Below are 14,633 nucleotides of genomic sequence, written 5' to 3'. Positions count from 1 at the left end.
TCCTGCAAGACACGAATCCCTTGATGACAAAGAGAGTGCTGTCTGGGTCGTGCTTTCTAGAATTTTTCAAAATGATGTTGATCAATGAACTGGTCATCCATGTCCATTTCAAAACCATGCGAGTCCTGTGCATCCACGGCCTGACGATATGCCATTCCGCTATCCATGGATGGTCGAGTCATCCCGGTTCGACGACTTTTTCGGGGCTGCGGCCTCTCATTGAATCGAATTTTGAAAAAGCGCATGATTCTCTGCAAATGATCCGATTGCGAAGAAAACTCTTCTGCCGTTGAAGCCAATTCTTCCGCCGATGCGGCATTGGATTGCGTCACTTGATCAAGTTGAAATAAGGCTTTGTTGACTTGATCCGCTCCATGTTTTTGTTCCAAAGAATACACCGCAATTTCTTGAACCAACTCAGCCGTTTTTTGAATATCCGGCACCAGCTTTTCAAGATACTCCCCGGCCCGTTCGGCCACAAGCAAACTGGATGCTGACAGGGTATTGATTTGTGCAGCCGCTTTCTGGCTCCGTTCCGCCAGCTTTCGTACTTCCGATGCAACAACGGCAAAGCCTTGACCGGATTCTCCAGCACGTGCGGCCTCGATAGCCGCATTCAAAGCGAGGAGGTCCGTCTGCCGCGCGATTTCCTCAATAATTGAGATTTTTGCCGCAATCTCTTTCATCGCACGCACGGTTTCAGCCACAGCTTCTCCAGAAAATCGAGCATCCAACGCGGCTTTATCCGCAATTTCTTCTGTTTGACGAGCATTTTCCGCATTTTGTGCAATCGTCGACGCAATTTCTTCCATGGATGAAGTACTTTCTTCCACAGAAGCGGCCTGTTCCGTCGCGCCCTGGGACAAAATTTCAGCGTTGGCTGCCAATTCTTCGCTTCCTGATGCCAGTGATGATGCACTTTCACTGACCTCTGTGACGACGTGGGTTAATTTGGATAGCATCTGTGACAGGGCGTCCATCAATACATCCTGATCCGAACGCTTGACCAAGTCTATTTCAAGATCCCCCGCAGCCATTTTTTCTGCAAGGTCGGTAATATCGCGTTGGGTGGCGCATAAAGCCTCTATGCGCTCGTGAATTCGACGAAATCGATCGGCTTCTTCCACAATGTCTTCATCTTTGGACGCGATACGCTGATGGACTTCGAGAACCCCTTTGCTCAAGTTCTCAAGATCGCTCAACACCTGCTCAACCTCGTGTTCCTGGTAATCCGCCTTCTTTTGCGCTAACCGTATAGCGTTTTTAATGGCTGTCTGATCAATGACAAAATCGAACACACCGGCAATGGTCCCATCGTGTGTAACGATAGGAACTCCTAAATACTTAACGTCGTGTATTTTTCCTCCAAGAGTCACTTGTGTTTCGTTCTGTGCCATGCGCCCGGTCTGCATGGACTGCATGCAGACACAATTCGGTGTGCGGCAATGTTCATTGGTGAGAAGCTCATGACAATGACGTCCCAAAATGGAATCCAGCGAAGCACCGACAAACGCTGTCGCCGCTGCATTGGCATAAATCACATGCATCTGTTTATCCATGACAAGCACCGGCAAAGGGATATCATTGATTTTCGACGAAAGCGCACCGACCAGCCTGTTTGCCCCTAGGATCAGCTCACCGTACGCCCCGGTATACGAATCATTTTGTATTTGGATATCGATGCGTCCATACTCCACAGCTTCGACCATACCATCAAAATCGGAGAGAACGCGCTTCAATGTAATTGGAATCTGGTTGATCGCGGACAAAATCTGGCCGACTTCGTCGGCTTGGTTGACCTCAATGGATTCATTCAACACCCCCCGTGCAACAGTCTGGGCGAATCTCACTCCCCGCATCAGGGGTAACGCAATGGATCGTGCCGTAATATACGCGACGAGAATGACAAGCACCGCCATTACCAACCCCATGGATACAATATCCAAAGTTATCGCACGGATCGGCTGTTTGACTTCAGCTTCGCTGATCTCCGAAAGAATAGCCCAGTGAAAACCACCGATTGTAATCGGTGAATATACGGAAAGTACCGACGTTCCATTATAGTTATGAAGAATATCGCGGCCCGTTTTTCCTACCAATGCCTGGCGTGCCGCTTCAGTATCAACACCATTGCGCTCTTGTGTTCCGGAAAACGACGCCGCTACACTATGCCCTGTTGGATCAAGAAACGAGTCGGAACGCATACGACCATCTGAACCAACAAGATAGGTTTCCCCCGTCTCGCCCATGCCAGTACGTTCCTGCATAATCGCATTAATTGGTGCATTGGAAAGTTTCAGAGCCACAACAAGCACCACTTTACCATCTTCAATATACGGCTTTGCTAAAAAGCTCATTGGTGCGTTATTACTTGGACTATAGCTTGCAAAGTCGACTATACCGAATTGCTGTGTGTCCATCACCTGGCGAAACAAACGGCCAAGATTACTCTCACTCAGGGGACCGGTAATGAGGTTAGTTCCGTAATCGGCATCGTGGTTGACCGAATAAAAGACACGCCCCTGAGGGTGGATTAACATGACATCGGCGTAGCCATATTTTTTTGCATAGTCTTGATAGAAATCTAAATTGGAATCGGAAATTTGAGGGGCAATAATCTCTTCAAAATCCATTTTTGTTACAAGGGCCCAGTGTAAGCCCAAAAGCGGTACAGGATCGGCCACAACCTTAACGAGTTTGCCAGCCGAATCGGTAAACACCTCTTCCACATGCTGCCCTGCAAGACTCTTCTTTAAATATTCCGGGGCGATTCCTGTAACCTTAAAACCTGGAACATAGGCTCCTTCTCCCATCGTCGCGATGGTACTGCGCAAAGAGATCGTATTTTCGACTTCTCCTGCAAGATACGTTTCACCGCTTTTACCAAGACTATCTCGCCCCTCAACGATATTTTTGATGGGCTTGAGCGACAATCGCAAGGCAATATAACCGACTGTCATGTTTTGCGAAAGAATGGGCGCAATCATGAACGCAGCCATATCTTCTCCGGCTGGTCCATACGGAGCAAAATCAACAGTCACCACATCACGTGACTGAGACGCCGAAGCTTTGGCGAAAGCTTGGCCCAAAGTCGTTTTCGCCAATTCGCCTTGAGTAAGCAATTTTCCTTGCTCCATGCCCCCTACTGCTGAACGAACAACAGTTCCATCAGGACGAAGGATAAGCACATCCGCTATTTCGTCTTTCGCAAGAATATCAGTAAGCCATGAAACGGACTGGCTCTCTATTCTATTCGAAATAGCCATCGATACGGCATCTTGTGCAGAAGATTGTAGCATAGCGAGGACAGTGGGATCTTCTGCCAGGATTTGAATACGTCCGCTGAGCTGACTCAAAAAATCCTTGAGGTGTTGCAGTTTGAGTTTTTGAATCACTTCAAGCGTATGCGATGCATTATCCGCATAGGTGCCAATAGTATCAACTAACACATCCACTTCATTCTGACGGTGTTCAAAATAAGACGATATCTGCCCAACCTTGATGACGCGCACAGCATCAAGCTGTGCAAAAGACCGATGCAGCATTTCTATGGATGCTTGTCGGTCTGCCCACCACCCTGAAATGGCCATAGGAACAATTCCGACCAGGAGGAATAACACAATAAGTTTAGGCTTCATGCCCAGATTTCGTAACGGACTCGTGAGTCTCATGAACAACCTCGTTAGAATATGAGGATCAATATACTACAGCATTATACCAGCTTAAGTATAGTCTCGTCGAGCGTCTATCTACAGCTTCAATCTCTTCTGGAGTTTCCATCTTCAAAGACTCTCTTCATATCGCCAAACAGAATAAGCCACCATATTACGATTGACACAATAGACCATACTCATATTATACCAACGGCTTCATAAAAATACGAACAAAGACGATACCATTTATTTTAAAAAAATACATTATTATCCATTTTTTCCAATGCATCCACAACTCGATGACACTATCATTATGGTTCAACGAAAACCGCGAAAAATGCAAAGACGGAAGAATAACATGCTTGATGTCAGATCATATTGAAAGAAAGAAGAAGAAAAGATGGTAAGACAGCCTGTGCTCTCTGGAGCGCTATGTACTCCCTTCGCAGAGCAAGTGCTTTTTGAACAGCATCTTATTCAAAGACAATTCAGGTGGACACAACGAACATCCACGCGATATCATCACTCAAGATGAATTTTGTCATTTTCAGAACCACTTTCCAGTACTGTACGCCCTTTCTCGTAATGTTGCGATACTTCGAGCTGGTAAAGCTCCTCTTCAACGGCAACAATGTGACGCAACATTATTGTGGATGCCGCATCGGGGTCTTTCTGAATGATAGCATCGATAATCTTCTGATGATCTTCCAGGACATGCTCGGCAAACTGGTTGTCTGGACCAAATTGTTTCTTGGTCTTGGCAAGCAGCGAATTCACAAAATCAAGAATGAGGATCAATACAGGGTTGCCCGTTTTCCGCGCCAGAAGGACATGAAACTCGATTTCAACTTGTGCTCCGATTAAACTTTGATCCCGCCTATGAATCTCCTGGCATTTTTCGTGAAGCCGCAAGAGATCCTGCTTGTCAGCCTCCGTGAAGGTTTCAGCCGCATGACGAGCCAAATATGGCTCAATAATTTTACGTACTTCAGACAAATCATGAAGAGAAACATTTTGAAAATGCAGAAAGCTGGCCATGAAATCTTTTGTCGTTTCCATTTCGACTTCAGTGACCACAGGCCCACCGCCCGCCCCTCTTCGAATGGAAATCAATCCCATTCCCTCAAGTGTTCGTAAGGCTTCGCGCAACGTATGCTTGCTAACACCAAACTGTGCGACAAGTTCTTTTTCCGGAGGTAGGGATTGGCCCGGTGTTATTTCTCCTTGTAAAATGGCCTCACGAATCTGATTGATAATCTGCGTTGAAATTCTGTCCTTTTTTGCTGCTTTAAACATATGTACATCCATGTGTCAGACGATTGAGTTTCATCGTGTCACAGAGTCCTTGTCTGTCTCTTGTCATATCATGCATTCTGTTCACACTCCAAGACGCAAGCCGACAACGCATTCCATTAATCACATTGAAGACTCCTATTGGTTCTGACTGAAGTATGACGGAAAGAATCCGAACAAGGCAAGTGCTTTATTTATGTGCCAGACGCTTAACCTTAAAAAAACAAAACAATATCAATGCGATACACTAAATAGCCAAATATTTGAAAATTTTGTTTATTATTTTCCCCAAACAAGCGTTACTGTCACTTCACGCACAAACTCATAGGTCAAACGCATCTTCGCAACCAAAGGAGATCGGATGCCTTCGCAAACATTCATCATGCCATCGACGTTGCACATCGGCGAACAGGCCGCCGACCAAATCGGACGAGAAGCAACACGTCTCCAGACTGCCAAAGCACTTATTGTATCGGACGATCCGGTTGTGGCTGCTGGTTGTGTCGATCCGATCATACAATCCCTTGAAATCTCGGGAATAGACTATGAAGTCTATACCGGCGTGGACAAAGAACCGAACCTGCATCACGTTGAAGAAGGATTGGATGTCATTCACGACAAAGGATGCGATCTCGTCGTCACCGTTGGCGGTGGAAGTGCACACGACTGCGGCAAAGCGATCGGCATTGCCGCCACGCATGAAGGCGATCTCTATGAGAATTACGCCGGCATCGAACGTCTAACGAATGAGTTGCCGCCCATTACTAGCGTCAACACTACGGCCGGGACAGGTAGCGAAGTCACACGCCATTGCGTTCTCACGAACATGGACCGAAAACTAAACAGCCATCGGCTGAAGCCGGTGGTTGTTTAGTCTTCACAATATTTTTAAAACATAACGCGAGAGGAAAAGCCTTTTGACCAATGTATTCCCTCTCGCGTTTTTCTACCTCGATGTATATCGCCGGATTCGTAAGCGTGCCTCTTTCACCATGCAGTACAACACCGGGACGATGAGTACGGTTAAAATTTCAATAGTCATCCCACCAAACGACGGAATCGCCATGGGGACCATGATATCGGCACCGCGACCACGCGATGTGAGCACGGGCAACAGCGCTAAAATTGTCGTTGCCGAAGTCATAAGTGCCGGTCGAATGCGTCGTCGTGCACCCTCGACCACGGCTTCACGAATAGCCGGAACGGTGTCGGGTTCGTTTCGTCCGAAACTTTCCTCAAGATAGGTGGCCATCACAACACCATCATCCGAAGCGATGCCAAACAGGGCGAGAAATCCCACCCAAATGGCGACACTCAAGTTAATGGTCTGCACTTGGAAGATATCACGCATGGACATGCCGAACACACTGAAATCAAGAAACCACGCCTGTCCATACAGCCAAATCATGAGAAACCCACCCGACCACGCGACGAGAATCCCCGAGAAAATCAGCACGGTTGTAGACAAACGACGAAATTGCATATGTAAAATGATGAGAATGACAAATAACGCCAAGGGCAAAATCACAGCCAATTTCTTTTGGGCTCGCACCTGGTTCTCATAACTTCCAGCAAATGCATAGGAGACGCCCGGTGGCAATGTGAGTTTTCCAGACTGGTGTAATCGTTCGAGATACGCTTTGGCATTGTCCACTACATCGACTTCGGCATATCCCGGTTTTTTGTCGAAAAGAACATACCCCACCAGAAACGTATCTTCGCTTTTAATGACCTGTGGACCGCGCACATAGCGAATGAGTGCAAGTTGATCCAACGGAATATGTTCTTTCCCCGGCACGGGAACGAGCAATTGTTTAATGCCTTCGATATTGTCACGGAGCTCGCGGGCATATCGAACACGTACCGGATAGCGTTCCCGACCTTCGACGGTATTGGTGATGGTCTTGCCACCAATGGCCGATTCAATGACGTCTTGAACGTTTTTCACCATGAGCCCATACCGCGCAATGGCATCGCGATCGATGACGATTTCAAGGTAAGGTTTGCCAACGATGCGGTCGGCAATAACGGCTTCAGGCATGACACCGGGCACTTCTTTCATGTGCTTTTCCAGTTCCAGCCCGACTTGCTCAATGGTTTCGAGATCCGGCCCCTTGATTTTAATCCCCATCGGAGCGCGCATGCCCGATTGTAGCATCACGATACGGGCCGCAATGGGTTGAAGTTTCGGTGCCGAGGTCACACCGGGAATTTCGGCAGCCAGCACCAACTCTTCCCAAATATCGTTAGGCGTCAGAATCCCCTTCCACGCCGTGCGACCAGGATTGATGTCCGGATCGAGCGCCGGACGCCAATTGCGAAACGGACGTCCCGAAGAATCTTCAATAAGTTGCCCGGATGCATCACGTTCATAACGACCTTGCACGAGATACGGGAGGCCATCGTTCGCCAGCAATTTTTCGCCGGCTGCATTGCGGGCATAATCCTTGCGGCTTTCGTCATACCGAAAACGGTTCCGGTTCCCGTGTGCATCAATGAGATATTCAGGTTTGTAGTTAATAACGGTCTCAATCATGGATACCGGTGCAGGATCAAGTGGAGTTTCCGCGCGACCGAGCTTGCCGACAGCCGTCTCGACTTCGGGAATAGCTGCAAATGCCATGTCCTGCATGGCAAGCACGTCCTGCACTTCGCCGATAGATGCGTGCGGCATCGTTGTTGGCATATAGAGGAACGATCCCTCATCAAGATCGGGCATAAATTCTTTACTCAATCCAGGAAACTTATGGGCCAATGCAACAACCACAGATGTTTTTTCCAATGAGGCCGGCAAAAAGAAAAATACCTGAGAAAATCCGAGCCAGATAATGCCACCGAACAGAATCAGCGTAACAGGAAGCGATAAAAAAATCAGTTTATAGCGCAGACATACCCGCAAAATCGCCGTATAATATCGTTGAAAGAGTTGCAAGGCCCCCATGATGCCGAAGATAATCCCCCCAACGAACAACATATTGCGCACAAGTCCCTTCTCCGGCCCAAGTGGCAACCAAAGGAAAGCCAGGACAAGCGTCACCACAAGAGCCAGTCCCAAACTTTCCGCCCCTGAAAGGCGTGCTTCTCCACGCACGCTCAAGCGTGAAACAAACAATCGACGAATACCAAGATAGAGTAAGACAAGACCAAGATACCATTTGACCGTAATTGCGATGACAATTCCGGCGACAACAAAAAGCCCGCTCACCACGAGCCGGCCAACATTCACCTTCTTTTTGGTCACAGAGGTGAAAAGCATGTGAGCGGCAGGCGGAATAATGGTCAAGGCAATAATAATGGACGCTGCTAGCGCAAACGTTTTGGTGAACGCCAATGGCTTGAACAACTTGCCTTCAGCCCCGGACATCGCAAACACGGGAAGAAAGCTGACAATCGTCGTTGCCACAGCCGTCAGCACGGCCGAACCGACCTCCGACGCGGCCTTATAGACCACGGTGAGCCGGTCGGCATCCTCCGGCGCATCATCAAGATGGGTGAGAATATTCTCACATATGACAATCCCCATATCGACCATGGTCCCAATGGCAATGGCGATACCAGACAAGGCCACGATATTGGCATCCACCCCGAAATAGCGCATGGCGATAAAGCAGAACAACACGGAGAGTGGGAGCAACGAGGATATCAATAGCGAACTTTTTAAATGCATGACCGCAACCAGTACCACAATGACGGTCACGAGAATTTCTAATTCCAGAGCGTCGTTAAGTGTACCCAACGTCTCGGCAATCAGGCCGGACCGGTCATAGAACGGCACAATGGTCAGCTTGCTCACGGTCCCATCGGCCAATGTTTTCGACGGCAAACCGGGGGAAATTTCAGCAATCTTCTTTTTAACGTGTTCAATCGTTGCCATGGGATTGCCGCCATAACGGACCACGACCACTCCGCCCACGGCTTCCGCACCGCCTTTGTCCAAGGCACCGCGCCGCAATGCCGGTCCCAAGGAAACATGGGCCACGTCTTCAATGCGAATCGGCTGATTGTCGCGAACAGTAATAACGGCTTTCTTCAAGTCGTCCACGTTTTCCAGAAATCCCACCCCACGCAGCAAATATTCCACCTTATTGATTTCTATGGTGGACGCACCGACATCGAGGTTGGACATGGACACCGCACGAAACACATCATCGATACCGACCCCAGCCGCCCGTAAAGCATTCGGGTCGACATCGATCTGATATTCACGAACAAATCCGCCAACCGAGGCAACTTCACTTACTCCTTCGGCCGACAACAATCCATAACGTACATAAAAATCTTGCACCGAGCGCAATTCGTCGAGATCCCAGCCGCCTGTGGGATTTCCGTTCGAGTCGCGACCTTCAAGAGTATACCAGAAAATTTGACCCAACGCGGTTGCATCCGGCCCCAACGACGGCCGCACTCCTTCCGGCAACGTTCCTGGCGGAAGGCTCGATAACTTTTCGAGCAACCGAGAGCGCGACCAATAAAAATCCACGGATTCATTGAAAATAACGTAAATGGTGGAGAATCCGAACATGGAATAGCTGCGTACCGTCTTTACGCCCGGTACACCAAGCAATGCCACGGTCAATGGATAGGTGACCTGGTCCTGCATGTCCTGCGGCGACCGTCCCATCCATTGTGTAAACACGATTTGCTGATTTTCCCCAATATCCGGAATGGCATCCACGGGAACGGGGGCACGGGCAATACCCATGATGTCCCAGTCGAAGGGAGCGACCATGATCCCCGCTCCCACCATAAGAATGGTCAATAAAAAGACGATGAGCTTCTGTTTAAGACAAAACCAAATGAGCTTCTCGCTCAAACTCTTGGGCTCGGGGTGATTCGTACGTGGCTCGCTCATTGCGTAACTCCCGATGCTATCGCACGCTTCACTTCGCCACATTTCAGCATGGCTTCCCCGAAATAGGGATTCAGGACGTTTTCCTCATTCCACAGCCACGTGGCCCCGGCGTTATCAAATGCCATCGGACAAAATAATTCGAAGACGGGTTTATCCGTTATCACCCCAAATTCATCGAGTGCCGAAGTCAGGGCTTGGGTAAACGGTTTCAAGGCTGTGCGGGCCGTCTCTATATCGTTGGCATTAACCATGGTGTTGAGCGTTGAACGCATCTCTCCCATTGCCGTCATCCAATCGGCATGTCCGGCGCGGGGGACAAGTTCCATATCAACGCCATGAAGCGCCTTCAGTGTCGCGTTCCCTGCTTGATGGACACCATCCAGACTGCCTGCTGCCATGGCCGCAGGCAACCCGAGGGAGGCATTATATAACTGCCCCACCTGTCGTTTGAATACCTCAGGCACGTTGCCAAGCGTCCGCCCGACTGCATCGCGAACTTTCCCCTTCACTTCGCCACATTTGAGCATGGCCTCGCCGAAATACGGATTCAACACATCCGCTTCGGACCATAACCAGATAGCGCCTTTATTATCGAATGCCATGGGACAAAACAGCTTGAAGACCGGCTGAGGCGAGAGCGCACCAAGTTCACCAATAGCCCTGACCAGAGCTTCCGATGCCGGTTCCAGGGCTGTTCGGGCTGCCGCCAAATCTGGAGCGCTTGCAATGCCTTGAAGGGCTTCTTCAAGATCGGCCTGCCAGACCGCCCAATGTTGAGCGTCCATCCCGCTCAGCGGAGTCCCATCCACATTACCGAGAGCCGCGAGCGTTTTGGACGCCGCTTGTTTTGCCGGTTCCAATTGATCGTGTGAAAGGGCCTTGGGAATACCGAGATAGTCCAAATAGACATTCCCTAATGCCTGTTTGAAATTTTGCGGTGCACGGCCTGACGTCGACGCGGTATCGGGAGGCAGAGGGAATTGGTTGGTCAACCGTGTATAGTGGATTTTGAGATCGGCGAACAGTTGATTGACTTCATCACGGGCTTCAGCCTCGCCCCCGAGGACGGCGTCATTACCGAGTGTGACCGAAAGTTCTTTCCAATCCACCGCGGCCTGATCTTGAAGATTCGTGGGGTCGACAGCGCACAACGCATTGTAAAATTCTTGAAAAGCCTGCTGCTGTTCTTCGAGATCATCACCCACGACCGTCTTGCCAAGCGTATCGAACGAGGATTCTAATGCTCGTAATGATTCCGTCATAGCTGGTGAAGGCTCGTAGACGCTCATCATCACATTGGGCGCATCCGAAGCAGGACTCATCATGCTCGGCTTGGCCTGGATCTGCAGGGCAGAGTCGATTTTAAATGCTCCATTGACGACAATCTGCTCGCCTTCGGAGACACCATTTTTCACGACATAAACATCACCAGCTCGAGGACCAAGCACAACTTCACGGCCAACGTATGCCCCTTCCGCTTCCGGATCAGCCACATAGACAATAGCCCGTTTACCAGTCAGCAGTGGTGCCGTTGCCGGAATGACGAGAACATCTTTCTCATTCTCCTGACTTTTCCGCTTTTGTGCTGTCACGAGCATGCCCGGTTTGAGATGTCGTCCAGGGTTCTTCACTTCCAGGCGCACGCGTACAGTACGTGTTTTTTCATTCACAGCCGTATCAATATACGAGACCGTCCCTGTAAATTCTTCACCGGGTAGCGCACGAGTTGTAAACCGCACGGTCTGGCCAAGCTGAATGTTTGGCAGATCCGATTCATACGCTTCCAGAACAACCCAGACGCGACTCAAATCAGCGAGTGTATAAATAGGTGATCCAGCCTTGACGTAGGCTCCTTCGAGAACATCTTTTTTGATAACGACGCCAGTGTCCCGAGCAACGATAGTCACATGCTCGTTGGGTTTCCCAGCCCGCTCAACGTGTCGAATTTGACCGGCAGTCATCCCCAAAAGACGTAACTTTTCTCGTGCTGCATTGATGGTCGCGCTAGCGGTCTCACGTACAAGTCGTGACCCGCTACCAGCTAAATCTTTGGAGGCGGATATGGCATACACCAGTTCGGCTTGCGCTGCGTAGAGTTCCGGGCTGTAGAGTTTGGCCATGGCTTGGCCCTTCTTGATGTCGGCACCAAGATAATCGACGTAAAGCGCATCGATCCGCCCAGCAATCCACGACGTTACGGAAGATAAACGTCGCTCGTCATACTCGACTTTACCGAACAGGCGAAGCGTCGTCTCAACAGCTCGACGCTCCACGGGCGCGACCTCAACCCGAGCCAGTTTCCGCGCTTCGGGAGAAAGAGTCAGTCGACGCGGATTCACAACACCGGAAGCTCTTGAGGAATCTTTTTTGAGAGGAATGAGGTCCATGAAACAAATCGGACATTTACCGGGTTCGGGCAACTGGATTTGCGGATGCATGGAACACGTCCAGATGGTCTTTTCCGCGGACTCGGAGGTCTCCTCATGAGTGTGATCATAATCGGCAGTCCCGGAAGCAACTGTCGAAAGCGATTCGGAATCTTGCGAACGCCCACCAAGGAAATACCCCCCGACAAACGTCGCGCCAAGAACACCGATGAGTATCGCGATAAACAATAGTCTGTGTTTCATGGCATGCCTCTCTATAGTCAACAATCGATGCTTCCGAGGCAGGCAGTGCCTGGCTCGGAAGCATTGATTGGGAACGTCAGGGAATATCTCGACTCCCGATCTCCTACGCTTCTGCCTGCTGAACTAATTGGTTGGAGCATCTTCAAGCGTAATGTGCTCGGATTCAATTTTCTTCATGTATTTTTCCGGATCTTTCTTGAATGTTTCCGGACAGGTGGCACAGCAAAAATAAATACGCTTGCCCTTGTAATCGGTGTATAATTTCGCAGAAGGCTTATATCCCATTACCGGGCATTTCTCTTGTTTTACATCCTGCGCCATTGCTGCCGGTGCCCCAGCAACTGTGAGACAAAATACACACAACAGGGTCATGGCCAACTTTTTCATTGTACAACTCCACTCTTTTGTTTTTTGATACACAAGGCCAGCGGTCTGGTTTATCTTACTTACCTTTTATGGAAGGGACGGAGGATGATGTCGAATACGCCATCAGCGATCCGTCCACACCTGAAGCCACATCCTGACCGACAAGCAACTCAACTTGGGAAAGCTGTTCGGCCTGATCGGCCACAGCACGAGTCAGCGACAGCTGAAATTCAAGCAATGTCCGTTGAGCATCGACCAAGGCAGCAAAACCGGTCAATCCGGTTTGATAACCGCTCAACGCGGCCCGGAAGGACTGCATGGCCTTAGGAATAAGAGTTTCTCGATAGAGTTCTATTTTCCGCATGGCATCCCGGTAATTATACATCGCCATTTTCAGGTCTGCTCCGAGTGTATCAGCAAGTCCATCACGGTTACGCAATGCGGCCAGTCGTTTGTATTCCGCTTCTCGTGCGGTCGCTTCAATGCGGCCAAACCACAGAGGGATATTGATGGATGCGGACACAATCCAGGCATTCTTTCCTGAATCCGGCGGTGGCGCACTTGGGGCGGAGATCGTTCCATCCGAACTGACGCGATTGAACAAGCGGGCATCTCCGGTCACGATGGTTTCGACGCCCAAAGTCAAATCAGGATAATAATCCTGTCGAGCTAAACGCTTTCCAGCTGCTTCTTTGGCTGCAATGTGATCGTATACAATAAGGCGAGGATTGGACTTCCGTTGTTGTGCCAGCAGCTTGTCTTCATCCAAACGAAGATGCATGACCGGTATATCAGGAGCTGCAGAAAGTGATGTCCCAACAGGTCGACTCAACGCGGCATTGATTGCGGCTAACGCCGGTTTTTTGAAATCTCGCAGTGCGGTCAGTCGTTCTTCGAGTTTACCAATTTCAACCTGCAAACTCAGAACATCGGCATGTGGCACAGTACCGGCGGCGTATCCGGAACGAGCCACAGACTCGAGAAAGCGCAACAGGTCAAGATTCTCTTGGAGAATGCGGGTCGCTTGATCCAAATAGGCATATTCATACCATGCCTTCTTCAGCGCATAAAAAACGGACAATCGCACGGCCTCAAAACGTGCCTGAGCAGCTCGGGCATCGTTTGTCGCGACATCAATTCTGCCCAGTATTTTACCAATCCAGGGAAACGTTTGCGACAAACCAAATCGCATGAGCTGCGGGCCAACGCGTGTTTCCACGGATTCGATAAAATAGCCGAACGAAAATTTTGGATCGGGTAAACTCCACTTGGCTTGAGGAATTTTTTCCAGCGCCGATTTCACGCGAAAAAATTCGGCTTTGAGCTGATTATTATCCTTGGCTGCTTGTGCCAGGAAAGACGCTAAATCTTCTGTGGCCTCTTCGCCTTGCGCTGTTTCCAATCCGTGGTGTGCTGTCGTGGTTGCCTTGACTGCTTTTTTTGCCTTTGCATGCGCAGTCTGAATGCCCACAAAAAACAGAGAGCATGCCACGACAACGCACATCATGACCAAGACAAGCCGAACAGCATAACCGGCTCCGTCCCGGCAAGGAACGAGGATGGATGGTTCTTGGGAGGTATTCCTTGCCATGGACGGAGAGAGTGTGTGCATAGGGACGATTCGCTTAATGCCGGTTATGGGTGTTATCGCCGTTCTGTCCAATGTACGGTCCTGGGGACGAGGCAAGATCGAACTTGCAGACAGGCAGCGATTCTGATGGAACATTATTCCAAAAGACATACCAAACCAATTTAGTCTAGAATTAGAAATAACTTGAAAGAAGACAGACATGCTTCGACTCCTGGTTTGTATACCAATTCGGTCGAAAACTGTAAAAA

5 protein-coding genes and 3 pseudogenes are annotated in these 14,633 nt (G+C 49.5%); 1 reads left to right on the top strand and 7 read right to left on the bottom strand.

All coding sequences use genetic code 11. The features are described 5' to 3' along the window. Window positions 1–56 precede the first annotated feature (56 nt). From G451_RS35115 to G451_RS31110, 3 genes and pseudogenes are all read right to left on the bottom strand, one after another. Window positions 57–1,046, bottom strand: a pseudogene (locus G451_RS35115) (methyl-accepting chemotaxis protein); the annotation flags it as partial. A gap of 222 nt (window positions 1,047–1,268) precedes the next feature. Beyond that, window positions 1,269–2,633, bottom strand: a pseudogene (locus G451_RS35110) (cache domain-containing protein); the annotation flags it as partial. A 1,542-nt stretch (window positions 2,634–4,175) separates the two neighbouring features. Next, a complete protein-coding gene (locus G451_RS31110; protein ID WP_084448722.1) occupies window positions 4,176–4,949 on the bottom strand; it encodes a FadR/GntR family transcriptional regulator in 774 nt (257 codons plus the stop codon). A gap of 358 nt (window positions 4,950–5,307) precedes the next feature. Between G451_RS31110 and G451_RS31105 the strand changes: the two are divergent. After that, window positions 5,308–5,787, top strand: a pseudogene (locus tag G451_RS31105) (iron-containing alcohol dehydrogenase); the annotation flags it as partial. A 105-nt stretch (window positions 5,788–5,892) separates the two neighbouring features. On the opposite strand, the gene G451_RS0122315 reads toward G451_RS31105, so the two are convergent. The 4 genes from G451_RS0122315 to G451_RS31095 form a co-directional block, all read right to left on the bottom strand. Then, entirely contained in the window at window positions 5,893–9,798 is a 3,906-nt protein-coding gene (locus tag G451_RS0122315) for an efflux RND transporter permease subunit (RefSeq protein ID WP_027185988.1), read from the bottom strand. Continuing rightward, a complete protein-coding gene (locus tag G451_RS33275; protein ID WP_051261781.1) occupies window positions 9,795–12,428 on the bottom strand; it encodes an efflux RND transporter periplasmic adaptor subunit in 2,634 nt (877 codons plus the stop codon). The genes G451_RS0122315 and G451_RS33275 overlap by 4 nt, the downstream gene beginning before the upstream one ends. A 123-nt stretch (window positions 12,429–12,551) precedes the next feature. Then, the gene (locus tag G451_RS0122305) at window positions 12,552–12,815 is read right to left on the bottom strand and encodes a YHS domain-containing protein (protein WP_027185987.1); all 264 of its coding nucleotides are present in this window, start codon (window positions 12,813–12,815) and stop codon (window positions 12,552–12,554) included. 55 nt (window positions 12,816–12,870) lie between these two features. Continuing rightward, entirely contained in the window at window positions 12,871–14,406 is a 1,536-nt protein-coding gene (locus tag G451_RS31095; RefSeq protein ID WP_169727926.1) for a TolC family protein, read from the bottom strand. Window positions 14,407–14,633 lie beyond the last annotated feature (227 nt).

The sequence above is a fragment of the Desulfovibrio inopinatus DSM 10711 genome (genome assembly GCF_000429305.1).
GTDB classification, from domain to species: domain Bacteria; phylum Desulfobacterota; class Desulfovibrionia; order Desulfovibrionales; family Desulfovibrionaceae; genus Alteridesulfovibrio; species Alteridesulfovibrio inopinatus.
The sequence above is the reverse complement of the archived record's forward strand: the minus strand, read 5'-3'. Positions and strand labels throughout refer to the sequence as shown.